This window comes from Ktedonobacter racemifer DSM 44963, assembly GCF_000178855.1.
GTDB lineage: Bacteria > Chloroflexota > Ktedonobacteria > Ktedonobacterales > Ktedonobacteraceae > Ktedonobacter > Ktedonobacter racemifer.
In genome coordinates, this window is record NZ_ADVG01000001.1 from 21104 (window position 1) to 47695 (window position 26592).

The 26592-nt window shown below is 53.4% G+C and carries 20 protein-coding genes and 6 pseudogenes; 17 read left to right on the forward strand and 9 right to left on the reverse strand.

The window, feature by feature from the left end; all coding sequences use genetic code 11:
- Nucleotides 1–33 precede the first annotated feature (33 nt).
- The 4 genes and pseudogenes from KRAC_RS00110 to KRAC_RS00120 all read left to right on the forward strand — a co-directional run bounded on the left by KRAC_RS00110 (nucleotide 34) and on the right by KRAC_RS00120 (nucleotide 4317).
- A complete protein-coding gene (locus tag KRAC_RS00110; protein WP_007903523.1) occupies nucleotides 34–864 on the forward strand; it encodes an SDR family NAD(P)-dependent oxidoreductase in 831 nt (276 codons plus the stop codon).
- Nucleotides 865–1344: 480 nt separating this feature from the next.
- A pseudogene (locus tag KRAC_RS60365) lies at nucleotides 1345–2714 on the forward strand (FAD-dependent oxidoreductase).
- Nucleotides 2715–2727: 13 nt separating this feature from the next.
- Complete coding sequence (locus KRAC_RS70490; protein WP_157506235.1) at nucleotides 2728–2922, forward strand: hypothetical protein; 195 nt, start codon at nucleotides 2728–2730, stop codon at nucleotides 2920–2922.
- Nucleotides 2923–3144: 222 nt separating this feature from the next.
- Nucleotides 3145–4317, forward strand: coding sequence for a hypothetical protein (locus tag KRAC_RS00120; RefSeq protein WP_007903525.1), 1173 nt, complete (start codon nucleotides 3145–3147; stop codon nucleotides 4315–4317).
- 185 nt (nucleotides 4318–4502) lie between these two features.
- Here the strand turns inward: KRAC_RS00120 and KRAC_RS00125 are convergent.
- Nucleotides 4503–5222: pseudogene (locus tag KRAC_RS00125) on the reverse strand (IS6 family transposase); the annotation flags it as partial.
- A 104-nt stretch (nucleotides 5223–5326) separates the two neighbouring features.
- Between KRAC_RS00125 and KRAC_RS00130 the strand changes: the two are divergent.
- Both KRAC_RS00130 and KRAC_RS00135 read left to right on the forward strand, forming a co-directional pair.
- On the forward strand, nucleotides 5327–5551 hold the full coding sequence (locus KRAC_RS00130; RefSeq protein WP_244421904.1) for an AAA-associated domain-containing protein: 225 nt from the start codon (nucleotides 5327–5329) through the stop codon (nucleotides 5549–5551).
- Nucleotides 5552–5614: 63 nt separating this feature from the next.
- Nucleotides 5615–6331, forward strand: a pseudogene (locus tag KRAC_RS00135) (IS6 family transposase).
- A 76-nt stretch (nucleotides 6332–6407) separates the two neighbouring features.
- Here the strand turns inward: KRAC_RS00135 and KRAC_RS00140 are convergent.
- From KRAC_RS00140 to KRAC_RS00155, 5 genes and pseudogenes are all read right to left on the reverse strand, one after another.
- Nucleotides 6408–6968, reverse strand: coding sequence for a hypothetical protein (locus tag KRAC_RS00140; RefSeq protein WP_007903536.1), 561 nt, complete (start codon nucleotides 6966–6968; stop codon nucleotides 6408–6410).
- A 177-nt stretch (nucleotides 6969–7145) separates the two neighbouring features.
- Entirely contained in the window at nucleotides 7146–9995 is a 2850-nt protein-coding gene (locus KRAC_RS00145; RefSeq protein WP_007903537.1) for a helicase-related protein, read from the reverse strand.
- Entirely contained in the window at nucleotides 9992–12043 is a 2052-nt protein-coding gene (locus KRAC_RS78980; protein ID WP_338010108.1) for a Zn-binding domain-containing protein, read from the reverse strand. The genes KRAC_RS00145 and KRAC_RS78980 overlap by 4 nt, the downstream gene beginning before the upstream one ends.
- An 87-nt stretch (nucleotides 12044–12130) precedes the next feature.
- A pseudogene (locus tag KRAC_RS80705) lies at nucleotides 12131–12235 on the reverse strand (helicase-related protein); the annotation flags it as partial.
- Nucleotides 12236–12341: 106 nt separating this feature from the next.
- Nucleotides 12342–13058, reverse strand: coding sequence for an IS6 family transposase (locus KRAC_RS00155; RefSeq protein WP_007903538.1), 717 nt, complete (start codon nucleotides 13056–13058; stop codon nucleotides 12342–12344).
- Nucleotides 13059–13278: 220 nt separating this feature from the next.
- On the opposite strand from KRAC_RS00155, the gene KRAC_RS00160 reads away from it, so the two are divergent.
- The 7 genes and pseudogenes from KRAC_RS00160 to KRAC_RS00190 all read left to right on the forward strand — a co-directional run.
- Nucleotides 13279–13959: a response regulator transcription factor gene (locus KRAC_RS00160; protein ID WP_007903540.1), complete on the forward strand. Its 681-nt coding sequence runs from the start codon at nucleotides 13279–13281 to the stop codon at nucleotides 13957–13959.
- A 320-nt stretch (nucleotides 13960–14279) separates the two neighbouring features.
- Nucleotides 14280–15032, forward strand: a complete 753-nt coding sequence (locus KRAC_RS00165) for a sensor histidine kinase (protein ID WP_244421905.1) — start codon at nucleotides 14280–14282, stop codon at nucleotides 15030–15032.
- Between the two features lie 211 nt (nucleotides 15033–15243).
- Complete coding sequence (locus KRAC_RS00170; protein WP_157506236.1) at nucleotides 15244–15717, forward strand: HNH endonuclease; 474 nt, start codon at nucleotides 15244–15246, stop codon at nucleotides 15715–15717.
- A gap of 18 nt (nucleotides 15718–15735) precedes the next feature.
- Complete coding sequence (locus KRAC_RS00175; RefSeq protein WP_169460832.1) at nucleotides 15736–17088, forward strand: hypothetical protein; 1353 nt, start codon at nucleotides 15736–15738, stop codon at nucleotides 17086–17088.
- A gap of 10 nt (nucleotides 17089–17098) precedes the next feature.
- On the forward strand, nucleotides 17099–17695 hold the full coding sequence (locus KRAC_RS00180) for a hypothetical protein (protein ID WP_007903548.1): 597 nt from the start codon (nucleotides 17099–17101) through the stop codon (nucleotides 17693–17695).
- A gap of 90 nt (nucleotides 17696–17785) precedes the next feature.
- Nucleotides 17786–18607, forward strand: a complete 822-nt coding sequence (locus KRAC_RS00185) for an IS6 family transposase (protein ID WP_007903550.1) — start codon at nucleotides 17786–17788, stop codon at nucleotides 18605–18607.
- Between the two features lie 72 nt (nucleotides 18608–18679).
- Nucleotides 18680–19480 (forward strand): annotated as a pseudogene (locus KRAC_RS00190) (transposase); the annotation flags it as partial.
- Nucleotides 19481–19492: 12 nt separating this feature from the next.
- On the opposite strand, the gene KRAC_RS00195 reads toward KRAC_RS00190, so the two are convergent.
- Nucleotides 19493–19939, reverse strand: coding sequence for a GNAT family N-acetyltransferase (locus KRAC_RS00195; protein WP_007903551.1), 447 nt, complete (start codon nucleotides 19937–19939; stop codon nucleotides 19493–19495).
- A 478-nt stretch (nucleotides 19940–20417) separates the two neighbouring features.
- Here KRAC_RS00195 and KRAC_RS75085 point away from each other — a divergent pair.
- Nucleotides 20418–20878, forward strand: a pseudogene (locus KRAC_RS75085) (IS6 family transposase); the annotation flags it as partial.
- Here the strand turns inward: KRAC_RS75085 and KRAC_RS79135 are convergent.
- Entirely contained in the window at nucleotides 20875–21201 is a 327-nt protein-coding gene (locus KRAC_RS79135; protein WP_157506237.1) for a tyrosine-type recombinase/integrase, read from the reverse strand. The pseudogene KRAC_RS75085 and the gene KRAC_RS79135 sit on opposite strands and share 4 nt — an antisense overlap.
- On the reverse strand, nucleotides 21137–21595 hold the full coding sequence (locus KRAC_RS00210; RefSeq protein ID WP_007903552.1) for a tyrosine-type recombinase/integrase: 459 nt from the start codon (nucleotides 21593–21595) through the stop codon (nucleotides 21137–21139). Before KRAC_RS00210 ends, KRAC_RS79135 begins: the two co-directional genes overlap by 65 nt.
- Nucleotides 21596–21848: 253 nt before the next feature.
- Here KRAC_RS00210 and KRAC_RS00215 point away from each other — a divergent pair, with 253 nt between their 5' ends.
- The 3 genes from KRAC_RS00215 to KRAC_RS00235 all read left to right on the forward strand — a co-directional run bounded on the left by KRAC_RS00215 (nucleotide 21849) and on the right by KRAC_RS00235 (nucleotide 26573).
- Complete coding sequence (locus KRAC_RS00215) at nucleotides 21849–22670, forward strand: IS6 family transposase (protein WP_007903553.1); 822 nt, start codon at nucleotides 21849–21851, stop codon at nucleotides 22668–22670.
- 688 nt (nucleotides 22671–23358) lie between these two features.
- A protein-coding gene (locus tag KRAC_RS00225; RefSeq protein WP_007903554.1) for an ISKra4-like element ISKra4 family transposase occupies nucleotides 23359–24907 on the forward strand; the annotation gives its coding sequence in 2 pieces (ribosomal slippage) (nucleotides 23359–23706 and nucleotides 23708–24907; 1548 coding nt in all).
- A 117-nt stretch (nucleotides 24908–25024) separates the two neighbouring features.
- Nucleotides 25025–26573 (forward strand): ISKra4-like element ISKra4 family transposase gene (locus tag KRAC_RS00235; protein WP_007903554.1). Its coding sequence is split into 2 segments (ribosomal slippage): nucleotides 25025–25372 and nucleotides 25374–26573, totalling 1548 coding nucleotides; the frame shifts between segments, so codons are not numbered across the junction.
- The last annotated feature ends 19 nt before the right edge of the window (nucleotides 26574–26592 follow it).

A 26592-nucleotide genomic window follows, 5' to 3' on the forward strand; every position in this document is an offset into this window, starting at 1 on the left:
CGTGTTAACACTCCCAGAAAAAGGAAAGAAAACATGTCTGAGACACAAAAACCGCTCGCCGGGCAGATCGCTCTTGTCACTGGAGGAAGCCAGGGCCTTGGTCGAGCAATGGCAAAGGCTTTAGCAGAAGCAGGGGCATATGTAACAATTACTGCCCGCTCACAGGAAAACCTGCAAGAAACAGCATTGCTCCTTCAGGAGGCTGGTCACACGGTTCTGGCGCTAGAAGGAGATGTCACCAATCAGGCCTCTGTAGAGGAGATTGTACGACGTACGGAACAACAGTGGGGGGCCATTGATGTGCTTGTGAACAATGCAGGAGCACTCACAGGACTCGGCTATATCTGGGAAACGGATCCACAGAAGTGGTGGGATAGCATGGAGGTAAATGTGCGCGGACCGTATCTGTATACCCGTGCAGTCCTCCCGAACATGCTTGCGCGCAAGCGAGGTCGCATCATCAATATTGTCAGTCGGATTGGAACAGTGGCGTTGCCAGCACAATCTGCTTATACCGTCTCCAAATCCGCCTTGATCCGTTTCACAGAAAATGTGGCAATAGAAACGAAAGATAGAGGCATCAGTGTTTTTGCTCTTCATCCCGGCACCATCCCTACCGCAATGTCATTACAGATGGCTGATTTTCGAGAGCAACAATTTCAACAAGGCTCAGCCTTTCGAACCCTGTTGACCGATGTACCTGAACAGCCTTCAGATGTGGTGGTATGGCTTGCGACGGGGAAGGGTGATGTATTAACTGGACGCTACATTAGTGCGAAAGATGATTTGAATGCACTTGTTCAGCATGCTGAACAAGTGCAGCAAGAGGATCTCTATACCCTGCGTCTCAACACCTTACCTTAGCAATACAAAAAGCATATGCCTCCCATGGGATGCGCAACGAGGTTACAGCAAGCAGACTGTGTCGTGCGAAACGGCTTCAGAAGCTCTTCCACAGCGTTTGCTCGGCTTTCTGTGAGGATGGGAATGCCCCACCCTCACAGAAAGCATAACAGCAGGAAAAACTGTCTAGAGCCACTTCAGTTGAGTACCCATCTCGTTGCACATCCCGTGGGTTTTGCAGGATGTTCTTTTCCCAGGCATCCTCTATACTCTCCCGTATAGCCGCTCCAATGCGTGAGGTGAATAAAGATAAGAAGTATCGGAAGGCTCATAACGACCCAAGGAAAAGGAAGGAATAGAGTGGTGAATAGCAATACATCTACTCATGAGAATATTGCAATTGATCCAAGCCGTGTCCAGCGCTTGCAATACAGCCATCTTATGTACGCGCACTGAAAGAAGACATGATCTACGGTGGAGAAAAGACAGTTTGATGCTCTGGTGATTGGCTTTGGGAGAGGTGGCGGCGCGCTGGCAGGTTTCCTGGGGCAAAAGGGAATGAAGGTGGCAGTGGTCGAAAAATCGAAAGAGATGTATGGAGGATCCTGCATCAATATCGTCTGTATGCCCACGAAGTCGTTGGTATTATTCGCTGAACATGCCCGCAGTCATCATCTAGAAGCGTTCACAGAGAAGGAACGCTCTTATCGCGATGCCATTGAAGAGAAGAGGAGAGTCGTCACCTTCTTGCGACAGAAAGTGTACGAAAATCTTGCTACTCAGCCCAATATCAGCTTCATTGATGGGGTGGCTCGCTTCCTTTCCCCACGCGAAATTCAGGTCGCGGTGAGTGACGCACGGGAGGAGATGGAGATCCAGGCCGAAAACGTGTTTATCAACACAGGGACGCTCCCTATCTACCAACTATCGCTGGGCTCCAGGAGAGACAGCATGTCTACACCAGTACGAGCCTGATGGAACTGGAACGCCTCCCGCGTCACCTGCTCATCGTCGGCGGTGGGTATGTCGGGTTAGAGTTTGCCTCCATCTACCGATCCTTTGGCTCCGAGGTAACTGTCCTGGAACAACGCAGCGAATTTCTTCCCGGACAGAGCCGTGACATTGCCACCGAAGTCAAACAGACGATGGAGAAACAGGGAATCCAGTTTCTTTTGAATGCGCATGTTCAAAGTATTCATGATCGAACACATGGTACCGCTATTCACTATCTTGATGAACATGGAGTATCCAAAGAGCTGGAATGTGATGTGATCCTGGTCGCAGTGGGACGAGTGCCCAATACGTCTCAGCTGGCATTAGAGAAGGCTGGAATTGCGGTAAACGAACGTGGCTTTATCGAAGTTGATGAGTACCTGCGTACCAATGTAGCAAATATCTGGGCCATCGGTGATATCAATGGAGGACCACAATTTACCTACATTTCTCTGGATGACTATCGTATCATACGTGATCAGTTTGACGGGGAGAGTCACTATTCCACACAGGTTCGTCAGAACGTGCCCTCGGCAGTGGTTATCGCTCCACCGCTCGCTCATGTCGGGCTCGCTGAAGAGGGTGCGGTTCATAGTTTTGCAAAGCGAAGACAGGATTTCACACCAGTAAGCATCCTGGTGAAACCTCAGTATGAAGTGTGCCAGCTTTTTCGCCACCTGCAGCAAATTGAGGATTGTGGGGCTACCTTTTCCGCTTGCGAGGGAGGGATAGTGTATCAGTTACCTCAACCCTCTCGATGCGATGGGCTTCTATCTGCATCTGATAGCGCTCTTAAATCAAGGCGATCAACCGCTTGGCTGAGATTGGCAAGAGACTCTGAGGAATCTGGATGCTTGGCCTGGCTCACTCAGAGATGAGCAGCGAAAATATATGGTTATCGGGAAACCGCACATTTATTCGACGATCAACAACCCTCTCTGTTATTCTGCCGGAGTTCGTCGTCGCGCACTGGTGGGAGTATTTCCTGTGAAGGCCAAGCTCCTGTTCCGCCCGGGCATTGTAGTCATCAATTTGCCACAGCACATTCGTGGGAGACAACCTACACCCAGGCCGCTTCCCTGGTAAAATAGAGGCAATGCCTATTCTGGTATACTAATCGATGTATCTACTCAAGACCTCTCGCCACGACATGGCTCGTTTGGGGTATGGGATGTGGTGGAGAACAGCCGTAGGCTGTTCTCCACCACATCCCATACCTTTGCGAAGCGTCGCAGACGCTGAGAACACCTCACAATGAGCGCAGCTGAGTAGCTACTCATCAGTTTACACTATGGAGTCATCACTTGTATGTATCATATGCTCTGGCTTCTCTTGCGTATCTTGGTCTTTCTGCTAGGGGCGACGAGTGTCCTTGCCGCGCTGCTTTCCGCGATACGCACCTTTGTTCTGCCGCGTAGCGCCTCCGATATTTTCAGCAGGAATGTCTTTATCGCCGTACGCATGCTTTTTGAACTACGCAAACGGCGCGCTGACACGTATGAGCGACGCGATCAAATTATGGAGCTTTACGCGCCCATGAGCCTGTTAGCCCTTCTCGTCGTCTGGCTGCTCTGCATCCAGCTGGGTTATACCGCCATGTTCTGGGGTTTGACCGATGGTTCCCTCTACCAGGCGTTTAAGATCAGTGGCTCCTCGCTCTTTACCCTGGGTCTGGCCTTCGTCGATACCTTTCCCGCCATCCTCCTGACCTTTACGGAGGCCGCTATCGGCCTGCTCATTGTTGCATTGTTAATTGCCTATCTGCCAGCTATCTATGGCTCATTCTCGCGCCGCGAGGCGGCGGTCACGCTGCTAGAGACTCGCGCTGGCTCGCCACCCTCCGCGGTTGAGATAATCAAGCGCTACCATCACATCGGTGGATTAGGGGATTTAACCGAGGTCTGGCGTGGCTGGGAAACCTGGTTCGCGGAGATCGAAGAGAGCCATACCTCGCTCGGCTCGCTTCCTTTCTTCCGCTCGCCCCAGCCACAGCGTTCATGGATTACAGCCGCGGGCACCATTCTGGATACCGCCTCACTGATCAATGCCGCTGTAGATATTCCCCATGATCCACAGGCGGATCTCTGCATTCGCGCTGGCTATATCTGCCTGCGCTATATCTCGCGCTTCTTCAGAATGCCTTTTGATCCTAATCTCGCGCCAATCGATCCCATCAGCATTTCACGGGTGGAGTTCGATCTCGCCTGCGACGAACTCGCCGCAGATGGGGTCCCTATGAAGCGGGATCGGGACCAGGCTTGGCGCGACTTCGCTGGCTGGCGCGTCAACTACGATACGGTTCTGCTGGCTCTGGCGGAACTGACCGATGCGCCACGCGCCCCTTGGACCTCCGACCGCTTCCTGATTCACCCGCCACGCCTGCTAGCCCGCTACCGCAAAATAAAGTGCCAGGGAGGAAGGCTCCGCCATTTTGTAGATGGCAGAGCCCTCCTCCCTGGCTCACTCGAGCCTCTTCGGTAAAGGCCCTTGAGTATGAACGGACCGGAATACCACGCTAAGCGCTTAGCGTGGTATTCCGGTCCGTTCATACTCAAGGGCCTTTATTACAAAACTGCGACACAGAGCCATCCAATTGGTTCTGTCAGAACTGAGAACACAGAAGCGTATCAAAGCTCCATGGACTGCTGACTACTGCTCGTCTCTTGCTATGAGGCTGCTTGTAGCAGTGCTTGCAAGACGACAAGACGGTCGAGGAAAGCCCGTCGTTGTTCGGAAAGTGAGATCGATTCTCCCCCAATAGAGCGCGGACGAAAATAATCCTGTAGTTCGTCAAAGGCACAACAAAAGCGTGCCGCTGCCTCAAATGCGCCAAAACCGCGCATCGGATAGTATCGTTGTTTGATGCCACGGTGGTCTTGCTCCAACCGATTGTTGAGATATTTACTCGTTCGATGGGTGACATTGCTGCCCATTGTCTCGCGAATGGCTCGCGGATAGGAACTGTGCCCATCGGTTGTCACCTGATCGGGAACATGGCCAACGGTTGCAACTGCCTGCTTGAAAAAGCGCTGAGCTGCCTCCATATTCCGCTTCTCGCTCAACATGGAATCAACCAGATTGCCATCGTGATCGATCGCTCGATAGAGGTAGCACCATTTTCCCTGGACTCTCAGGTAGGTTTCATCAACATACCAGGATCGTCCTGCTTGGCCGCACCGTTTGGTTCGCAGTTGATCTGCAAGCAACGGAGCAAACCGCGCTTCCCAGTCTCGGATCGCCTCATGTGTAAACTGAAAGCCTCGCGCTAAAAACATCTCAGCCACATCACGCAGGCTCAATTTGTAGCTCAGTCGCCATAAGATTGCGAGCAAGACAACATCTGTCGGAAACTCAAGGTGGTTAAAAGAGGTGCCAGTTCGTTCATTGAGCAATGCTCCTCATTCCATGCGGTGAATGGGATCAGTATATCAGAAGTGTGACCTCTTAGCCAAGTTGGGATTTGAGTTCTGACAGAACCGAACGCATCGCTATGCTACGACACATCGTGCGAGATCTGCAAAACGATGCCAACCATACCGTCTCCGAAGAGGTCTACATGGATCAGCTCCGCGAGCACTTCAGCGATGATGAAGCCTGGTCTCAGCTTGAAACGATTATCAACTGGGGACGCTATGCCGAACTCTTCTCCTATGTCGAGGATCGAGGCGTCTTCCGCCTGGAAGATCCAGAAACAATCGAGAATACACAGAGCTAACACGTGGTCTTACGGGTATTGTCAACTTGGGAATGTAGCTGAACAATGTGCTAGAATAACTGCATGAAAACACCCCCCACTGCTCCAAGCTACAAAGGCTTTCGCTTCCCACCAGAAATCATCAGCCACGCAGTGTGGCTGTATTTCCGCTTCTCACTCAGTTTTCGCGATGTTGAAGAGCTTCTGGCGCAGCGCGGAATCGTCGTGACGTATGAAACAGTGCGCCAGTGGTGCCTTCAATTTGGGCAAGTGTATGCTAACGAACTGCGCCGTCGCCGTCCGAAAACGGGAGATACATAGCATATGGACGAGGTGTACCTGAAAATCAATGGCAAAACCCACTATTTGTGGCGAGCAGTGGATCAAAACGGAAATGTACTGGATATCCTGGTGCAGAGCCGACGCAACAAAAAGGCGGCCAAACGCTTTTTCCGGAAACTGCTCAAGGGGCTACTCTCTGTCCCACGCGTGATCATCACCGATAAATTGAAGAGCTATGGAGCAGCGAAACGCGAGATCCTGCCTGGCGTGGAGCATCGGCAACACAAAGGTTTGAACAATCGAGCGGAAAATTCACACCAACCCACACGGCTCCGTGAAAAGAAGATGCGGCGGTTTAAATCAGCCAAACACGCCCAACGCTTTCTCTCGGCTTTCGGCCTCATCGCTGGCCATTTCCAACCACGAAGACACTGTCTGAGTGCTGAGGAATACCGTGCCATTTTACAGACCCGATTCCAGATCTGGAATGAGGTAACCGAAACAAAAACTGCGGCATAACACTGCATCGTCCACCCCTATTCTTCTACCTCTTTTCTTTCCCTCGTCCTTCTTTTTTACAAGCTCTTCCATTCTTTCAATAAGTTGACAATACCCGCAGGATGCGCAACTTCAAACCATTGGAGACGATACCCCACAAGTACTCGTCCGAGCGGTTGAGCAGCTCTTGCAGGAGGCTATGAGGGCTGCGGCGTATGGCTCCCTCCGCGCCCCTGGTCATATGATCGAGGTCAAGCTTATAGCTCACTAGATGAATGGGGGTACGCTCCCAACCATGTGAGATGGCATAGCTACGCTCACCAATCACTATCACTGGCTTTGGCTGTAAACGACCATAGCCGAGCTCGTTAAAGAGAGGAAGCAGCCAGCGCTCACGCGTCAGAGTGGTTCCAGCATCTTTTTCAGGCAGGCGGGATTGCGCAAGCTTGAAGGCGTTCCACGCGCTCAGGACACGCAGCCAGGAGCGGTTAATGGCCTCATTGAGCTTCTCAGCCATCAGGTGGTAGGCCTCTGGTGTCAGGCCCGCGATCTGGGAATCGTTCTGCGCGATGCGCTGGAGCAGGTCCATGGGCAGATTTGCCCCTTCGGTGTGGACAGTGGAGAAGATGGCTTGTTGACGTTTGCGAGTGGCGACCATACTGGGTGTTCTCTCTCTCTATTCTTGTAGGGTCCATGTTTGTATGAATTAACCATGCCAAATATGTATTCTTACTTGACTTCTCGCGCCTGCGGCGCTCGCCTTTGTTGGGTGGTGTGTGCGTCCTGGCAGCCTGTGGCTGCCAGGACGCACACACCACATCACCTACTCAAATGTTTAGATCTTTGGCAGATAGACGTAGATGCCCAGCACGTCTAGAGGGGGCTGGAGTTTAACGTGGTAGCGCATGCCACGGGCCTGTGAGGCGGCACGCACGCGCCTGTGCGCATCACGTAGCTCATCTCCATACTTCCTGGCCTCTCCTTCCAGGTGAGACTGAAGAAGAGACAGGTTGTCAATGACCTGACTGAGCATACTCTGCGACTGCTCGGAAATAACATTCGCCTCCGGTTGCGCCTCGATCAGTTCATTAATATATGCCTGGTCATCGATCCAGGTGACATTCTGTGGAGAACCGCTAAAGGCAAAGATCCGGCAGTCCTCAGCCAGAAGGGTGCGCTCATCCCCGCTCTGCTGCACAGTAAGATGAAAGCGGATGCGCGTCAGGAGCAGGGTGGTACGCTTCGCAACGCGGCTGGTGCGGATCACGCCACAGCGGCTGGCAATGCTCTTCTCGCCCTCAGGGTCAAGGGCGGTGTCCATGACATAGGTTGCCAGGCCGTCCACGAAGGGATGTGTGCGGTTGAGGTAGATCTCATCATCGCTGACCGGTAACTCGAAGCGCGCCTTGAGAAGCGGCTTGTTGAGCGAGAGCGTATCGCGCAGGGCCCGCGGCGTTCCCTCAAGACTGATCTGGGTGATCCCTTTCCCCTTCTGGCTCACCGCCGCGCCATACTCTCGCAAGGCCTGGCGCGTAAAGTCGGCAACCTCGACCGTCGAGCCAATGGCGGTCCGCATGGCCTCAAGCTCGCGCGCGACCTCATCCACCCTGATCGTCTCCTGGGCAAACACGGTACGCGAGCGCTTCTCACGCTCGGAGGCATTGGTCCACTGCTGGGAGAGCTCTTGCTGGCGCGGGTCCTCCATGCCAGGGAGGGCGAGTTGGTCGCCAGTGGGACTGCTCCCCTTGCCATGCAGGATGCGATCCTCAAGAATGGACTCGATCACGCGATCGCTGCCAGCGGGGACGGGCACCGAGACACCAAGCCGCTTGCGGATGGAGTTATGCTTACGCAGCAAGACATCCAGGACGATTTGATCAATGGAGTCGCTTGAGCCATCATAGTAAGTGACAACGCGCACATCCTTCGCTGGCTGACCGAAGCGGTCCACGCGGCCCTCGCGCTGTTCATGGCGCGTCGGATTCCATGAGAGATCGTAGTGAATGACGGCGTTAAAGTGCTCTTGCAGGTTAATACCTTCACTCAGGCAGTCTGTGCAGACCAGGACGCGCTGGGGATGCGCCCCCAGTTCCGCGATGCGGTTCTCGCGCTCGACCGGGGGCAGCAGACCAGTCACAGCCTCCACCTGGACGCTTTTGGGCAGGCGCTCACGCAGGGCACGCGCCACATACTCCGCCGTGGGGATGAAGCGGCAGAAGACGATGGGCTGGAAGCCATCCTTGAGCATGCCTGAGACCATCTTGATGGCCTGCTGGAGCTTCTCGTCCTTCGCGCCCTCTAGAGCCTCGGCCTCTCGCGCCATCTCCTGCAAGCGGCGGCGCACTCGTGACTCGGCCGTCTGCTCTTCTTCAAAATCGCTGCCCGGCACGAGGTCGATACCCTCTGTGGCCTCGTTATCCATCAGGTCCAGCAGGGTATGACGCCCGATCTTGTTGGCCTCCTCCTCGCTCTCGCTATCGGCGGTCGCAGCCCGGCTACGCAGCGTTGCGGCGGCGGCGGCAGGGCTAGAGGCGATGGAGCGCAGCAACGCGAGGATGGACCACCAGCGTACGCGCTGGCGATGCTTGCTTGTATCCTGAGGATCAATCACCGTTTCGCGCGCGAAGCGGAGCACCTTCTCAACCAGGCGGCGATACTCGGGCGAGAGCTTATAGCTCTGCTCCTGCTCCAGACGATCTGGGAAGGGCGTATCGGCCTGCAAGTAGGCCCGGATATCAGCGCGACGGCGCTGCACGAAATAGGTGGCCAGTTCGCGACGCGCCTGCTCATACTGGCGTCCACTCAGATCATCGGGCAACTGCGCGAACTTCTGATTGAGCAGGGCCAGCAGCGAGCGGAAGGCGCTCTCGTTACCGCTGTGAGGTGTTGCCGTGACCAGGACCAGGTGCCGCTGCGGATCGGCGGCGATGCTCTTCACCAGCTGATGACGCTGCTGGCGGCTTCCACGCCCATCTCCCGCCTCGGCACAGGTATGCGCCTCGTCCACAATCACGAACTCCGGGCAGGTGCGCAGGAACTCGTCGCGGCGACGGTCAGATTTAATAAAATCGATGGAGACGATCACAAAGGGGAAACGCTCAAAGACCGATTGCCCCAGGCGACACTCGCGCTCCAACTGCGAGACGGTACTGGAGAGCACCAGCTTCGCATCTAGATGAAATTTCTCGTTCAGTTCGGCCTGCCACTGCTCGGCCAGGTGCGGAGGGCAAAGCACGGCCAGGCGCGAAATCTCACCACGATCCAGGAGTTCGCGAGCAACCAGGCCCGCCTCTACGGTCTTTCCGATACCGACGTCATCGGCGATGAGCAGGCGCACAGGGTCCTGTTTCAGCGCCATCAGCAGTGGCACCAGCTGATAAGGGCGCGGCTCGACCGCCAGGCGCGCGAAAGAGCGGAAAGGACCGGCACTTGAGCGAAAGCCCAGGCGAACCGCATCGCGCAGCAGACGGCAGGAGCGATAATCGCCCAGCTGTCTCGGGTCAGGGGGTGCAAAGGAGGCCTCAGCGACGGTTTCCAGAGCACGATAGATGCCTGTCACCTCGTCCTCTGTGCCACCCAGCGGGCGCAGGAGCAGCACCTCTTTATTTGAATCCGGGAGCACAACCCACTCTCTCCCGCGCGCTTTCACCAGTGAACCAACTGCAAAGTCCGTGTCAATCGTCATACCTGTCCCCCAAAGATATGTGGATAGTGAGCGACGATGGCCGCCCAATCATTGTGGTGTGTGAAACGAATCACGAAGTAGCCCAGGTCCTCCAGGCATTCCGTGATCTGGGTATCGCGTGCCTGGCGCTCGGGATACCTATGATGTGGACCATCGATATAGACCGCAGCGCCATACTCTTCATAGAGAAAATCCGGGCGCGTGCCACAAGACTCGAGCAGCTTCTGGGCATGCGATGGCAAGCGCAGCCCTCGACTCTCGAGGAAGGAGAGCCATTCCCGCTCCAGGTCAGAACCCGCCTGGCGCAAGAGCTGTTCCGTGTGCTCCGAGCGCGTGCTGGCTGTGGGCGAGAGCGCCACCTGCGACTGGGCCAGCTGGAAGAGGAAAGGGAAAATCTCGAAGCGATCCAACAAGAGATGATCATGTTGGTTATAGTACGAGAGCAGGCAATCATAGCAGGCCGCCTCGCAGTCCTCCTGGGCGCGTGGCGCTCTCCGCAGGTCGTCGCCCGTGTCCGGATCGAAATGGCAGAGTCGCAAGGCCTCGCGGGCAACCTCGCGCATAGCGTTCGGCTCCTCAAGCAAGCGATTGAGGACGCCAGCTCCGCCCTCGGCAGACTCGTAGAAGAGGAGTGAACGGCGGTTCTTCTCATCTGGCAGAGGTTCAGCCGCCAGTTCGTTGTCCTCAAGCTGGTAGCGCACCTGAATGGCACTCTTAAGCGCTGCCTGGAGCGAGGCCATGACCCTGGGCTTCTGCGGCACAGTAGGCTCGAAGAGCAGGCAGTTGCGACTATCCTCCACATAGGGAATGACGCGCGCCGTACGCGGCGACATGGGATCATCTGGCTCGTCGACCGCTTGCTCGCTCTTGGCCCAGTAACCACGCTCAAGATCCAGCACAAAGCCATGCTGGCTCTTCTCTTTGCGCCGCATCCAGCCAAGGTTGATACGCCAGAGTGTCGCGGAATGACTGTAGGTTAGCTTCGCCAGGGGCTCTCCCTCTTCACCACTACTGGTCTTGCCAAGGGGCTTTACTTCACCCACGCGGGCCGAGGAGGTGCCTTCATGCTGGGAGAAGCGCACCGCGGTCCGGATCTCATACCCCAGGCGCATACGCTCCTCCTCATCGGAGTTGATCTTCTCACGCCGCTGGGTCGCAACGTTTTGCAGGCGGAAGAGATTGCGCAGCGGAATAGGGAGCTGCGCGCCACAATGCTCACAAACATCCATGCCCAGGCCATCCTGGAGCGGATGGAGATAGCCGCACTGCTCGCATTGCTTGACGCCACTCGTGGTCAGATTCTCGCTCTCGCTCATGGAGAGGATCACACGATTGATCAGGTAGCGCGATCCCTCGTGATAGACGATGGCACGCGGACCAAAATCCGAGATGGCCAGGAAGCGCGGGCGTGAGAGGTACTCATCACGCGCCTGCTGGCGCACGCGCCGTCCCGGAATATATGCCGAGAGCGGCAAACGCGGGAAGTTATAGCCTGGCAAGAAGCCCTCGGTCGCGAAGTAGCGGTAGCTGTAAAAATCCGACTGCTGCAGGCTCGATACGTCCGTCAGCAGAGCCAACTGCGACTCGGCCTCCGCGCGCAGGCGCTTGGCCTGATCCTTATCGGCCTGGCTCCGCGAGGCATCAAGCATGATCTCACTCTGCTTGCGTGCCTGGTTGAGCGCAGCATTGTAGAGGGTGCGCCAGCGGTCGCATGTCTCGTCGAAGCGTTTCACCACCTGGTCAAGGACATGCTCCAGCCACTCATCCTCTTTGTACCATGCCACGCCGCTCAAATCCTCGCGCAGGGTGGCAAGGACATTCGCCGCTCTCTGGCGCGCACGTTTCTTCGCCGAGAGATCCTCGATACTGTCTCGCACCTCGTCCAGCAGCGTAAGCGTGGGATTTTCACCTGAAACATCCAACAGCTCTTTGACCGAGCGCCTCAGGCTCAGCCCGGTCTCGGTCAGCCGGGTGGCGTGAATATGCGCGCGCACCAGATCCTCGTTCGCCAGGTCGAGGCGGGGAGGCGTCACCGCGCCCGCAACCATGTTTTCCGGTCGCTTAAAGAAGTACTGGTCGTGCGGGCTACCCGTTGAACAGTAGGTAAAGACCAGCGCGGGCTGGCCGCTACGTCCAGCACGACCACTCCGCTGCGCATAATTGGCAGGTGTTGGCGGAGCATTGCGCATATTGACCACGTTCAGCTCCGAGATATCGACGCCCAGCTCCATGGTTGGTGAACAGTAGAGGAGGTATTGTCAACTTAACGAAGAAATAGAAGAGCTTTTTGAAGAAAAGGGAGAAGGAGGAGGAAAGAAGCGGAATATTGGAGAGGATGGTGTGGGGTTAGGCGACAGTTTTCCCATTGGTCACCTCGTTCCATGCCAGGAAGCGATCCCGTATGAGGGCACGGTAATCTCTGGCAGTGAGGCGATGCCGTTTCAGACGAAAGTGATCCAGGATCGGCCCAAATGCTGAGAGAAACCGTTGGGCCTGTCCTGGGGATTTGAAGCGTCGCATGGTTCGCTCGCGTTGCCGAGTTGGTTGGTGCGAACGCTCTGCGCAATTGTTGAGTCCTTTGTGCTGACGATGTTCTACACTTTGCAGGATCTCCTTCTTCGCTGCAGCGTAGCTGGCCAGTTTGTCAGTGATGATCACCCGTGGCACGTATTGCAAGCCCTTGAGCGGTTTCCGGAAAAATTTCTTGGCTGCTTGTTTGTTCCGTCGGCTTTGCACCAGGATATCCAGGACATTTCCATACTGATCAACAGCTCTCCACAGATAATGAATCTTGCCATTGATCTTGAGATACACTTCATCCAGGTGCCACTTGTCACCCGTTTTTGGGCGACGACGTTTCAGTTCATTGGCATACGTCTGGCCAAATTTCAAACACCACTGCCTGATGGTTTCGTAGGTCAACGCCACCCCACGCTCTGCCATAATCTCTTCAACATCACGGAAACTCAAGGAGAAGCGGAAGTACAACCAGATGCAATGGACAATAATCTCAGCCGGGAAGCGAAAGCCTTTGTAGAGGGATGCAGGTGCTTGTGTTTTCATGAATGTGAGTCTATCAGAAATTGGAGCCACTCAGCAAGTTGACAATACCCCGCAGAACAGGATTGTGGTCGCACCGGCGCGGGAAACCACACTATCGGCGGCGCCTAACGATTGCGCCATCTCCTCGCTGTTGACAAACGGTACCGCCGTTTCATATCATTTTCACAACTTGCAGCTACGCTTATCATTATAAAGATTAAGAAGTAGGGACACGAGACATATGGACGTTTTGGTTATTGAAGACGAGGCACCGATTCGTGAGTTTGAAGTGACGTACCTGCGTGATGCTGGATACGGAACAATCGAGGCGGCAGATGGTCAAGCTGCGGTCGAATTGTTTGAGGAGCATAAACCCGATCTCGCAATCATTGATCTTAACCTGCCAAAAATGAGCGGGCTCGATGTCTGTAAAGCGATCCGAACGACCTCCACCATGCCAATCCTTATAGTCACCGCCCGCGATAGTGATGAAGACGAGGTCAAAGGACTCTCCATGGGCGCCGACGATTACATCAAAAAGCCATTCAACCCAAACGTCTTAGTTGCACGCGTGCAAGCGCTCTTGCGCAGACACGATAGGACAAGGCGACGACACTTTAAGGGTTTGGTTATCGATCCTGAAACCATGTCGGTTATGAAGGGTGGTACGTCTATCACGCTTACCACGACGCGCTTCAACCTCTTGCTGGCGCTTGCTTCCCATCCTCGCGCGGTACTTTCAAGGGCGCAACTTGTCAACCAAATTTATAGCGACCCTTCAAGTCATTTTGTCTATGACCGCACCATTGATGCCCACATCAAAGCACTGCGCCAGTCGATTGAGATAGATCCGAAAAATCCACAATTTATAGAAACAGTATTCGGTAGCGGCTATCGCTTCATCGGAGAACCAGGGAAATGATAAGTCTAAGTTTCTACTTAAATATCTTTACTATCGCTGTAATCGTAGCTGTAATCGTAATGGCGATCCTCAGAATCTTTAAAATTAGTCTATTTAACCGGTTAAGTACCCGTATTGCTGCACTTATACTTGCATCAGGACCAATTGCACTCATTTTAATCCGTGTTTCAAACGAGCTTATCCTCCCTGGGACACGAAGTCCCTTGGCTACGCTTGCTACATATGTGCTGATTGTACTCGGCAGCCCCGTAGTGCTTGGTCTGCTTGCGGCGCGTTTCGTACGGTGGCCGTTGCACCAGTTTAAGGAGGCCATAGCCTCCTTGGAACAAAGCAATTATAAAGTCCAGCTACGGTCAATGGGCGTCCGCGAGTTTGACGAAGTCTTTACGAAGTTCAACCATCTCATACATCGATTACGGCACGAGGAAAAGCTCCGCAAAGACTTGGTTTCGGATACCTCGCACGAGCTGAATACGCCACTGACGACGATGATCGGGCAACTCACTGCTATGCAAGAAGGCAAATATCCTCTGACAGAGGAACGAGTAGCCATCCTAAAGGAACAAGCTGAGCGGCTTGCTGAACTGGTACAACAGCTGGATGCTTATACGAAAGCCCGCATGCCCGATACAGGCGAGCCCGAAGATATACACTTGAGGCAGTTCTGCGAGGAGCTCATGAATCACTTTAGTCTCGAACTCAAGCAGAAAGGAATAACTGCGAAGCTGCATATCGCAGAGGACTCTATAATCCATGCAAACCGTGGCGCACTTCAACAGATTCTTACGAATCTCATGCAAAATACCTTGCGTTATTCACAGGCGACAGAAGTCACCACTGAAGCCACTGCACACAAACTTCTGTTTTCAGACAACGGGAAGGGTGTCCCCTCAGAAAGCCTGCCCTACCTGTTCGAGCGCTTTTATAGAGTAGATACATCTCGCAGCAGAGCAACAGGCGGCCTTGGACTCGGCTTAGCAATTGTAAGAGAAGTAGCCGAGAGCCAAGGTTGGGCTATAACCGCCGTAGCAGGTCACCCTGGCTTAATGTTCGTACTAAAAATCAATGCATAGTTATCGTATCCAGCGACCTAGTGTGTAAATTTTGGAAATAAGCTGTCGATTTCTTGGCAATTATTCTGTTGATCAGAGGGTGCTCTTCCTTGGACAGTTCCCCAGAAACTGGCTTGAGAAGCCAAAGAAGTAAAAACACTCTCACCAGGATAATTGCATAAATTCCAACAGCTTAATTCCAAAATTTACACTGTGGGAACTTCACCGGATCATGAGACATTCGCTTCTCATGACCCTGGCCCACAAACACAAATGCAGTGTAACAAAGACGGTCCAAAAGTATCGGACCTTCATTGAAACACCACATGGACAGATGAAATGTCTGGAGAAGATTGTGATACGAGAAGGGAAGAAACCGCTTGTAGCACGGTTCGGAGGGATTCCTCTACGCCGTCAACCCCTGACTCATTTCAATGATCAACTCACCACACTGAAGAAGAAACCAGCACGCAATGAGCTGCTCAAGCTACTCCTGGCGGATACCTGTGAACTATGCAAGTCCACACACCAGGCGGAAGTGCATCATATTCGTAAGTTAGCTGATCTTCAAAGGCCAGGGCGAGTTGACAAGCCACTATGGGTACGGGTCATGGCTGCCCGCCGACGGAAGACGTTGATTGTCTGTCGAGAATGCCATCAGGCTATTCACGCGGGAAGGCTCACACGTAGACCACCTGGACAGTAATGACTGGAGAGCCGTGTAATGGGAAACTATTACGCACGGTTCGGAGGGAGACGGATGGAACAGGGTCCGCAAGGATACCTCGCCAGCCGTCTACCCTACAGCGCCGGGCCATATCACAACGTTTTGGCATTGTTCTTCTTTCACGACTTCGCGTATAAAGAGATTGCCGCAATTGGCAAAAAGGAAAGACTCATGGCACAACACACCGTTGGAAGGACGGACACGTTTCGTCCCTTTGTTTCGCCTTCGTTACATAGCGTCCTCATATTACGTTTGACATGTGGACTTGTTGCTTTGCTCGGAGCGCTCATCTCCTTCTTTGGGACAAGTTGGGATATCCAATGGCACGTGCTCCTTGGGCGTGATCGGACTCTCATTCTCCCACATGAGATGATGCTAGCTGGTATTGCAATAGACGGCATCGTAGCTCTAGCTGTCATCGTTACGGAGACAATCTGGTCACGACGATATCAGGGCATAGCACAGCAAGCTCCTCTCTTTGCAGGTTTGCTCGCAGGCCCGCTCGGAGCCTATATTGTTGGCTATGCCGCCCTCAACGCAGCTATTGCCTTTCCTCTGGATACCTACTGGCATACGCTGTATGGGATCGATGTGTCGATCTGGGCACCATTTCACATTATGATTATCAGTGGAATGGCGCTGATGGCCTTTGGAGCCGTGTATATGCTAGCTTCAGCCGCACACCTCGCGATGCATCTGCGCAAAAGAAGGGCAAAGCGAAGTGCTTATGCGGGCATGATTGGCGCGTTTGCAGCCTCGCTGTCCCTGTTCACACTTCTGGTGGCTGAGGGAATTGGTCTGGAGAATTCTGTTTCATTAGGGTTTGTCTCCTTCAATCTTTTTCCTGTCCTCTCGACATTGCTGCTAGGCTGCATGCTGGGTGGCGCAGTCTATGCGCTTCCTGGCAAATGGGTTGCGACCAGTATCGTTGGGGTCTCGCTCTTTTTCGTCTTCATTGATCAGGTAGCGATTCCACCCGCACTCAACTGGCTTATGCAAATTGAACAATTGACTTACCGTGCTGGACACTCTCATTCACTACCAATTGTACTGGTCGCCGTTAAGTGGCCTTTGCTCTCTCTTGTGAGTGCCTTCTTAATTGACCTGTGTATGCAACGCGCAAGGCAGCGGGGCTGGTCAGAGAGACGCCTCTTCATTGGTATTGCTCTAGCAGCATTTGTTGGAGGTGTTCCACTCGACCTTGCATCTCCTCGGGCAGCCTTGAGCCTAGTGCATGGGCTCGGTGTTCTTGGAACGCTGCTGTCAATTGCCATTGGATGCCTGGGATGTGTCATAGGAACAACACTTGGTCGAAATATTGGTAGCACAACACGCGCATTAGAAAGATAGTGAAGCATACATGTTAAAGCTGGCATTCCAAAGGATGCTCCTCATTCTCGGAGTGGTCGGATTAGGAGTTGTCCTCATTGATCTGGTGATCTCGATAGCCGCAACCTTTCCCAGCACAACTCCGGCACGTGTAGACCATGTAACGGCTGGTCCTTATCACCTCACCATCAGTTTGTATACCAACCCCGCAAACGCAGGCTATGCCTTAGCGTTTGCAGTTGCGCCAACGCAAGCGGTAGATGGATCACTGACCTATCAGACATACTCTCTTCCAGGCCAGGGAGTAGATGCAACCCCCATACGAGCAACCTTTCATGCCGATCCAAATGTGCAAAATGGGATACAGGGCGCGGCAGAGATTACGGTTAAGGGTCCCTGGACATTACAAGTCACAGTGAATGGGTCTGCGGGGCAGGGAGTGGCAAACATACCCATTACGGCAACGGCTCTTCCACCCATCCCCGTCTGGCTCGGTTGGAGTATAGGGTTTATTCCTTTCTATGTATTATGTGTGTTCTTCGTGATGCAACTGTCTAGCAAGAAGAAACCAGCATCGAGGCCTGGTAGGATAGAGCCTTCGACAGAAACGAAGAGCTATCCTGTATAAGGGTTCTGTCAGAACTCAGAAGACGATTTGGTATGGAGGCCACTCATGGAGTATGCTTGTGAGAAGCAAACATCTGATGAGGAGTGACCCATGAATTGCCCCCATTGTCTTTCCCCTTCCACGAAAGAACAGCGCCAAAAAACCATTCTCGGGTATCGAATATTCCGCTGTTCGGCTTGCAAACACCTTTTTAATGAACGCACTGGCACTCCCTTCAATTACCTTGAATATCCGACGGATATCGTCCTCCTCGTGGTCCTTTGGCGGCTCCGTTATAAACTGAGCCTTCGTGATGTGGCCGAAATGTTTTTGGCGCGTGGGTGGACCTTCACCCATGAGGCGGTCAGAGATTGGGAAGCTCGATTTGCCCCGCTGCTTGTAGATCAGTTGAGAAGAAAGCGACGTGGTCAAGCAGGAATCTCTTGGTATGTTGATGAAACCTACATCAAAGTCTGTGGAAAGTGGTGTTATCTCTATCGAGCGATTGATCACGATGGCAATCTGGTTGATTCGCGATTGAGCGAGAAGCGAGATATGGATGCCGCACAGCAGTTCTTCAAGCAAGCTCTTGCTGTGGTTGGCCATGCTCCCGAGCAGGTCACGACGGATGGGCATCGTTCTTATCCACGTGCTATACGCGAGACGATGAGCAATGACGTGCAACATCGGACTAATACGTATCTCAATAATCGGCTGGAGCAAGATCACCGTGGCATCAAGCAGCGGTATTATCCCATGCGCGGCTTTGGCAATTTCCAGGCAGCAGCTCGCTTTTGCAGGGCGTTTGATGAATTACGCCATTACTTCCGCCCTCGGAGTACAAAGGGTGAAACCATCTCGCTTGCGCAACAACGATTGCTCTTTCTCGACCGCTTCTTGGCCTTGCAAGTACTCATGGGAGCAGTTTCCTAGCCTCACAGATCATATTTGAGGGACATTGAAATACCTCTGATCCTGCGGTGGTCTCAGTTCTGACACTTCCCCATTGAAGAATGGCGGCCCCCTGAGCCTGCACATGTCGAGAAAGCACGACTGGCTCGAAGATCTGGACGTCTTGCACGCTATCAACAAGTGGCGGAGCTACACGAGCAGGGAGTGAAGCCGCAGGAGATTGCCAAACTCGTTGGTCTTTCTGACCGAACCGTTCGAGACTGGCTCAAACGAGGAACCTTTCCAGAAGCCAGGAAACGGCGCAAGAGACAGAGTCTCTTTGACGCGTTTGCCCCCTATGTCCTTTCTCGCTGGCAATCAGGAGAGAAAAATGGACTGGTCCTTTGGCGTGAAATCAAGGAACAAGGATATTCTGGATCAGAGCGAAGTGTCTATCGTTACCTCAAAACGCTCAAGCTGGCAAAAGTCAAGGCAGAGGTACCTCTTCACCGTCTCAAGAAATTCTCTGCCAACACGGCGGTCTGGCTGTTCATGCGCAATCCAAGATCGCTGGATGAAATCGAACAGGAAGACCTTGCGGCCTTCCTTCAGGTCAGCCCCAACCTCAAAAAAGCCTATGATCTTATTCAAGATTTTCTTTCTATCGTTCACCGACGAGAAGGAGGCCGTCTCGAAACCTGGCTCTCTCAGGTAGCAAAGAGTGAATTGCCAGAACTTCAATCGTTTGCTTGTGGGATAGAAAAAGACAAAAACGCGGTGAAGGCCGGTCTCACCTGGTCTATCAACAATGGAGTGGTCGAAGGACACGTGACGAAACTCAAGCTCATCAAGCGGAGTATGTATGGCCGAGCAGGATTTCCCTTATTACGCCAACGAGTCCTTCATGCTCTGTAGGAAAAGAGGAAATCAGGAGTGGAAATCAATTTCAAAGAAGGGGTAATCGGGCTGAGGGCAGGGATCACCAATGTAGCCAAGCCGTTGATAAAAACCAAGAGATGATTGGTTAGCTTGCCATTCGAGATAACGTACTCCTGTCTGTTGTGCCCACTCCTTGCAGGAATTGAAAAGCGCTGCGCCTACCCCTTGCTTTTGATATTCAGGATGGACAAAAAGGTCGTGGAGACGAGCGGTTTGAAAGCCAGCCCTCAAATGAGCTCCATAGTTTTGTACCCATCCATATCCAACAAGGCGTGCATCGATGAAAGCGACAGGAAGATAATGATCAGAACGACGGATGAAATCTTCAAATCGTCTCTTTACCTCTTGTTCGGAATCAATTTTCCTCTTTAACAGCGGCAAGATGTGTTGCCAATCTTCAGGTTGGGCATGACGCACATGTGGCTCACTCATCATCTTTTCCTTACTCCTTTCAAAATATATTTCAGTCTGAGGTGAACATCTTATCTGATAATTTTCACATATACAAGTTCGCAGTTGATATTATTCGCGAAGAGCAAGAAGGCAGTAAGCCCCGAAAGTGGACAAGAGCCCAATTCTTTTCCAAACAACAAACTGATTGTTTTCTGGATGTTCGGACCACTCCAAATGGCCTTTTTCGTAGTCAAGACGAATTTTTATGTGGCAGAAATGAAGCCGCTTCAGAAGCCTGTTCGTTGGGCGCTGCGAATGGTTATGGTTCAGAAAACGATGTGTTTTCTTTTTACACAGCCTGCTAGAGTTCGTGAAAAGCGGTTCAATGCTGCCTGGAAAATTTATAGTGCAGGAGCCTTTTTCTCTGGCACTACCAAAGATGGCTCTGCAAGCTGATTTTACAGCGATTCGAGGAAAATTTATTCCTCAGAAAGGCGAAGGGAATTGATTCAAACGACACAAGGTAAAAAAACAGTGGGTGTATCTATATCGAGCCGTTGATTCACACGGCAAGACACTCGATTTCTTCTTCAACCCGATGAGAGACGCAAAAGCGGCAAAGCAGTTCTTGCTCAAAACCCTCACCGCCACTCATACGACAAAGCCACGGGTCATCAATGTCGACAAAAACGCTGCGTACCCAAAGCGTTCGCTGAATTGAAAGCGGAAGGATTGATCCCGGAACACTGTGAATTACGGCAGGTGAAGTACCTCAATAATCTGATCGAGCAAGATCATCGGTTTATCAAGCGGCGCGTCAAACCAGGATTGGGATTTGCCTCTTTTGAGACGGCCTGGCGGACATTACAGGGATATGAGATCATGAACATGATCAGAAAAGGGCAGATAGAAGGTGCGGCAAAAAGAGATATTTTAGGCCAGATTGTCTGTGTCACCAAGGCATTTGGACTGGCAGCTTAAGCCAAACCTGAAGACCTCCTTGTGCTCATTTTCATTTCTCTCTGATTTTTGCAACACAGCCGGCTGGAGAAAACATAGATGCTCTCCTGATCTCGTTCCCGATCACGCGGATGCTCTGGGAAGAGATAATCATACAATGCTCGACGAGCCATATTGTGCAAATCCAGCGTCCTGGTTTTGCCGCCTTTGGCGTCAATGAGTGTGATGCTTCCGGCCCGCTGATTGACCTGGCACTGATCGAGCCGCAAGGTGGCAATTTCACTGATCCGTAGTCCCCGCCCAATAGCCGAGCGCGAAGATGGCGGCAAAACGGCGGCTGCCATATCGTTCAACGAGTTGCTTGAGCACAAAGCGTTGCTGATCAGAGAGTTCAGTCGGAGCCACCGCCACCACTGTTGGGCGTTCCATCGCGCGTGCTGGATTGCGACGAAGGTAGCCCTCATCCACCGCCCACTGACAAAAACGGCGCAGCCCGGAAAGCGCCTTGCTCCGAGTCCGAGGCGCACGGCCAGATCTCTGAAGTGAGTCCATATACCCACTCACCGCCGTTTCGGTCAGCAACGTTGGGTGGAACGGCGTTCCACCTGGTTGTGCCGCGAGCCAGGTCACAAAGTCACGCATCGTGACCAGATACGCTGTGACCGTTTTGGGGTCATGCGTCCCCAGAGCATTGCGGAACTCCTGGAAAATGGGGGGATCATCGCTTCCAGAAACCATCGTTTTTTACCCAACTTTCGCTCAAAAAGATTCTCCGACAAGATTTTAACGCGAACTTCGACCTTTTCCCTGCTGTGTACAACGAAGCTGAGCGTAGGAAAGGGAGGGACTTGACCGAGAATAGCTATTCTCCGCCGAGCATTCTGCGACGAGTTGACTGGAAGGGTTCTGTCAGAATTCAGAGAAAGGCTTGTCCTGGCGATCGTTTACAAGGTATGCTGAGAACAACAACTCATCTGAGAAGGAGTGATCCATGAACTGCCCACATTGTGCCTCAGCCAGCACCAAAGAACAAACCCAGAAGACTACGCTCGGCTATCAAATGTTCCGTTGCCCTGCTTGCAAGCGCCTCTTCAACGAACGCACAGGAACGCCGTTCAACTTTCTGGAATATCCCACCGATGTTGTTCTCCTGGTTGTCCTGTGGCGGCTTCGGTATAAGTTGAGCCTGCGAGATCTGGCCGAAATGTTTCTGGAGCGCGGCTGGGAGTTCACTCACGAGGCGGTTCGGGAGTGGGAAAGGCGGTTTGCTCCACTTCTTGCAGAGCAGTTGCGAACCAAACGACGTGGGCAAGCAGGGCGGTCGTGGTACGTGGATGAAACGTACGTGAAAGTCAAAGGAAAATGGTGCTACCTCTATCGGGCCATTGATACCGATGGCAATCTGGTTGATTCGCGCCTGAGCGAGAAACGGGATATGGAGGCGGCCCAACAGTTTTTCAAGCAGGCTCTCGCCGTTGTTGGCCATACGCCGGAACAGGTGACGACGGACGGCCACGCCTCCTACCCACGAGCAGTGCGTGAAACGCTGGGTAACCAGGTGCTCCATCGGACCAACAAATATCTCAATAATCGCTTGGAGCAAGATCATCGAGGGGTCAACCAACGCTATTATCCGATGCATGGCTTTGGAAACTTCGCCTCCGCAGCTCGCTTCTGCTCTGCCTTCGATGAATTACGCAACTATCTGCGCCCTCGTTACACCGCCGAGAAGGCAATGTCACTCATAGAACAAAGACAGGTATTTTGTGAAAGACTTGCGGTCCTGCAGCTGCTCATGAGAACGGCCTCATAGCCAGCAGATTATGGTTGAGGAGCTTTAACCGCTTTCTGTAAGTCTCCACGTTCTCAATTCTGACAGAACCGAAAAAAGCACATCCATGCCCCTGACTATTCTCTCTCAAACAGCCAGCATCATTTCGGACACGCAAAAACGCAACGCCATGAAACATCCTTCATGGGCATGCCGCGTGCATAAGCTTATCAGGAGCAGAAAGAAGCAGCATGTGCTACTTTTGTTGTGGAGAAGGTGAGGATCACAAGAGGATAAATCACGCTTCTCGCCTCCGGTCATGTGAACGGAAAAGCGAGCCGTGAAATGAGGCCAGGGGAAGCAGAGATCAGAAAAACAGCACTCAGATCAGTTCAGCAGCACTTTTCCGGCTGAAAAAGGGTCGTGCAACTTCCACAAACTGGGAGGGCGACTACTACCCTCGTCCATTCGGTTCCTCCTTAAGATGACAGATTTGTATCTTTCCTAAAAGGCGGCAAGCCTGTTCTCCATCGCGTCTAGAGACACGTAACCGACCTACCGCTCTTAGTATAGTAAGAAGGTCGTTGTAAAGTCAAGCATCTCAGCTCAAAAAGTCCTGACCCCATTCCTGGGGTGCGGTTCATTTTTTTGCAAACTCAGCGATTGGGACGAAGAGGAAGGGGAAATGATAAGATAAAAAAACAGGAAGAAGCCAGCAAGGAGGTTGCCGATGGAAAAATCCTCACTCGCCGAAGTCTGGAGACTGCTCAGCGAGAGCGTCTTTGAAGAAATGGAAGCGTGGCGCAAAGAGCACCCAACAGCGACATTCCAAGAGATCGAAGACGAGCTGGATGCTCGGCTCTCAGGCATGCGGGCCCAGATGTTAGCTGACCTAGCTCAACAGAGTCCCAAACGGGATTGGAGTGGACAAGAAGCAGAGAAGCGTCCCCGTTGCCCGCAGTGTGGAGCGGACTTACAGGCGCGAGGTAAGCACGAGCGAAGATTGGCAACGCAAGGGGGCCAAGAGGTCAAACTCAGCCGACGGTATGGAACGTGCCCGCAGTGTGGAAGCGGGCTTTTTCCCCCTGGATGAAGAACTGAATCTGCCCTCGAGTGGACTGACGCCTCATGCCCACCAGGGATTGGTCTTGTTGGGAAGCATGGTGCCATATGCCTGCGCAGCCACACACCTGGAAACCCTTTTGAAAGTCCAGGTCAGTAAGAGCACGGTGCGCCGACTCACTGAACAGGCAGGAGCATGCTTGCAACAGTGGCAGGATCAATACGCTTGCCCAGGGCAAGGGAGTGAGCAGCCCAAACAGGCAGCGCCGCGGCAGGCGATGGCAACAGATGGGGTGTTGATCCCCGTTTTGCCAAACGAGTGGGCGGAGGTCAAAATGGTCACAATTGGCGAGGTATGCCAAACGAAGTCAGGTGAGCCGCATTGCGAGAAGCTGAGTTATTTTGCCCGTCTGGCTGATGCCGAAACCTTTGGAGATCTGGCGTCCTTCGAGATCCAGCGGCGACGAGTCGATCAAGCCAGAGAGGTAGCCGCCATCAACGATGGAGCAGAATGGATTCAGGGATTTGTGCAAGGCCATCGTGCCGATGCAGTGCGTATTCTGGATTTTGCGCATGCCGCTCAATACATCAGTGAGATCGCAACCCTGGCCCAAAACGCCGGAGTGCCATTGCCGCCGACATGGGTAAGCGAGCAGTGGCATAAGCTCAAGGAGGATGGACCGACAAGCGTACTCAAGGAAGTGCGGCGGCTGAGCGCATCAACTCCAGGTGACGAGATGCTCGAGAAGGTGGCCTATCTGCACAAACGGGAAGGGCAGATGCAGTATCAGCAGTATCGGGCAGGTGGCTGGCCTATTGGATCAGGGATCGCGGAAAGCGGCAACAAACTGGTGGTGCAAGCTCGCCTCAAAGGAGCAGGGATGCATTGGGCACGTCCTCAGGTGAATGCGATGTTGGCCCTGCGAACCACCTTGTGCAGTAACCGATGGACCCAGGACTGGCATGTGGTCAGGGCGAGTTGGCACACCAGCCGCCTCCAACGTTTTCGCGCACGCAGTCAAGCGGCTTTGGCCAAAGCCTCTCTTCGCTTGCAGCAAACTTTCTGGCGCTTGCCTTTGCCTCTTATCCTGGCGTGTTTCCCCTCCCCTCCCCCAACCTCAATGGCTCCCAAAGGACGGACCGAGGGACAGAGGCGTTGGGGACGGCAGACCTTTTCCCAGCGAGCTATCCAAGATGGACGCTATGCAAAAAAATGAACCGCACCCCCATTCCTGGGGTGCGGTTCATTTTTTTGCAAACTCAGCGATTGGGACGAAGAGGAAGGGGAAATGATAAGATAAAAAAACAGGAAGAAGCCAGCAAGGAGGTTGCCGATGGAAAAATCCTCACTCGCCGAAGTCTGGAGACTGCTCAGCGAGAGCGTCTTTGAAGAAATGGAAGCGTGGCGCAAAGAGCACCCAACAGCGACATTCCAAGAGATCGAAGACGAGCTGGATGCTCGGCTCTCAGGCATGCGGGCCCAGATGTTAGCTGACCTAGCTCAACAGAGTCCCAAACGGGATTGGAGTGGACAAGAAGCAGAGAAGCGTCCCCGTTGCCCGCAGTGTGGAGCGGACTTACAGGCGCGAGGTAAGCACGAGCGAAGATTGGCAACGCAAGGGGGCCAAGAGGTCAAACTCAGCCGACGGTATGGAACGTGCCCGCAGTGTGGAAGCGGGCTTTTTCCCCCTGGATGAAGAACTGAATCTGCCCTCGAGTGGACTGACGCCTCATGCCCACCAGGGATTGGTCTTGTTGGGAAGCATGGTGCCATATGCCTGCGCAGCCACACACCTGGAAACCCTTTTGAAAGTCCAGGTCAGTAAGAGCACGGTGCGCCGACTCACTGAACAGGCAGGAGCATGCTTGCAACAGTGGCAGGATCAATACGCTTGCCCAGGGCAAGGGAGTGAGCAGCCCAAACAGGCAGCGCCGCGGCAGGCGATGGCAACAGATGGGGTGTTGATCCCCGTTTTGCCAAACGAGTGGGCGGAGGTCAAAATGGTCACAATTGGCGAGGTATGCCAAACGAAGTCAGGTGAGCCGCATTGCGAGAAGCTGAGTTATTTTGCCCGTCTGGCTGATGCCGAAACCTTTGGAGATCTGGCGTCCTTCGAGATCCAGCGGCGACGAGTCGATCAAGCCAGAGAGGTAGCCGCCATCAACGATGGAGCAGAATGGATTCAGGGATTTGTGCAAGGCCATCGTGCCGATGCAGTGCGTATTCTGGATTTTGCGCATGCCGCTCAATACATCAGTGAGATCGCAACCCTGGCCCAAAACGCCGGAGTGCCATTGCCGCCGACATGGGTAAGCGAGCAGTGGCATAAGCTCAAGGAGGATGGACCGACAAGCGTACTCAAGGAAGTGCGGCGGCTGAGCGCATCAACTCCAGGTGACGAGATGCTCGAGAAGGTGGCCTATCTGCACAAACGGGAAGGGCAGATGCAGTATCAGCAGTATCGGGCAGGTGGCTGGCCTATTGGATCAGGGATCGCGGAAAGCGGCAACAAACTGGTGGTGCAAGCTCGCCTCAAAGGAGCAGGGATGCATTGGGCACGTCCTCAGGTGAATGCGATGTTGGCCCTGCGAACCACCTTGTGCAGTAACCGATGGACCCAGGACTGGCATGTGGTCAGGGCGAGTTGGCACACCAGCCGCCTCCAACGTTTTCGCGCACGCAGTCAAGCGGCTTTGGCCAAAGCCTCTCTTCGCTTGCAGCAAACTTTCTGGCGCTTGCCTTTGCCTCTTATCCTGGCGTGTTTCCCCTCCCCTCCCCCAACCTCAATGGCTCCCAAAGGACGGACCGAGGGACAGAGGCGTTGGGGACGGCAGACCTTTTCCCAGCGAGCTATCCAAGATGGACGCTATGCAAAAAAATGAACCGCACCCCCATTCCTGG

Bases quoted from the DNA above. Each gene is read 5' to 3' on its own strand.
- KRAC_RS00110 (WP_007903523.1), top strand. From the start codon at position 34: ATGTCTGAGACACAAAAACCGCTCGCCGGGCAGATCGCTCTTGTCACT.
- KRAC_RS70490 (WP_157506235.1), top strand. From the start codon at position 2,728: ATGGTTATCGGGAAACCGCACATTTATTCGACGATCAACAACCCTCTC.
- KRAC_RS00120 (WP_007903525.1), top strand. From the start codon at position 3,145: ATGTATCATATGCTCTGGCTTCTCTTGCGTATCTTGGTCTTTCTGCTA.
- KRAC_RS00130 (WP_244421904.1), top strand. From the start codon at position 5,327: ATGCTACGACACATCGTGCGAGATCTGCAAAACGATGCCAACCATACC.
- KRAC_RS00140 (WP_007903536.1), bottom strand. From the start codon at position 6,968: ATGGTCGCCACTCGCAAACGTCAACAAGCCATCTTCTCCACTGTCCAC.
- KRAC_RS00145 (WP_007903537.1), bottom strand. From the start codon at position 9,995: ATGACGATTGACACGGACTTTGCAGTTGGTTCACTGGTGAAAGCGCGC.
- KRAC_RS78980 (WP_338010108.1), bottom strand. From the start codon at position 12,043: ATGGTTGCGGGCGCGGTGACGCCTCCCCGCCTCGACCTGGCGAACGAG.
- KRAC_RS00155 (WP_007903538.1), bottom strand. From the start codon at position 13,058: ATGAAAACACAAGCACCTGCATCCCTCTACAAAGGCTTTCGCTTCCCG.
- KRAC_RS00160 (WP_007903540.1), top strand. From the start codon at position 13,279: ATGGACGTTTTGGTTATTGAAGACGAGGCACCGATTCGTGAGTTTGAA.
- KRAC_RS00170 (WP_157506236.1), top strand. From the start codon at position 15,244: ATGAGACATTCGCTTCTCATGACCCTGGCCCACAAACACAAATGCAGT.
- KRAC_RS00175 (WP_169460832.1), top strand. From the start codon at position 15,736: ATGGGAAACTATTACGCACGGTTCGGAGGGAGACGGATGGAACAGGGT.
- KRAC_RS00180 (WP_007903548.1), top strand. From the start codon at position 17,099: ATGTTAAAGCTGGCATTCCAAAGGATGCTCCTCATTCTCGGAGTGGTC.
- KRAC_RS00185 (WP_007903550.1), top strand. From the start codon at position 17,786: ATGAATTGCCCCCATTGTCTTTCCCCTTCCACGAAAGAACAGCGCCAA.
- KRAC_RS00195 (WP_007903551.1), bottom strand. From the start codon at position 19,939: ATGATGAGTGAGCCACATGTGCGTCATGCCCAACCTGAAGATTGGCAA.
- KRAC_RS79135 (WP_157506237.1), bottom strand. From the start codon at position 21,201: ATGGCAGCCGCCGTTTTGCCGCCATCTTCGCGCTCGGCTATTGGGCGG.
- KRAC_RS00210 (WP_007903552.1), bottom strand. From the start codon at position 21,595: ATGGTTTCTGGAAGCGATGATCCCCCCATTTTCCAGGAGTTCCGCAAT.
- KRAC_RS00215 (WP_007903553.1), top strand. From the start codon at position 21,849: ATGAACTGCCCACATTGTGCCTCAGCCAGCACCAAAGAACAAACCCAG.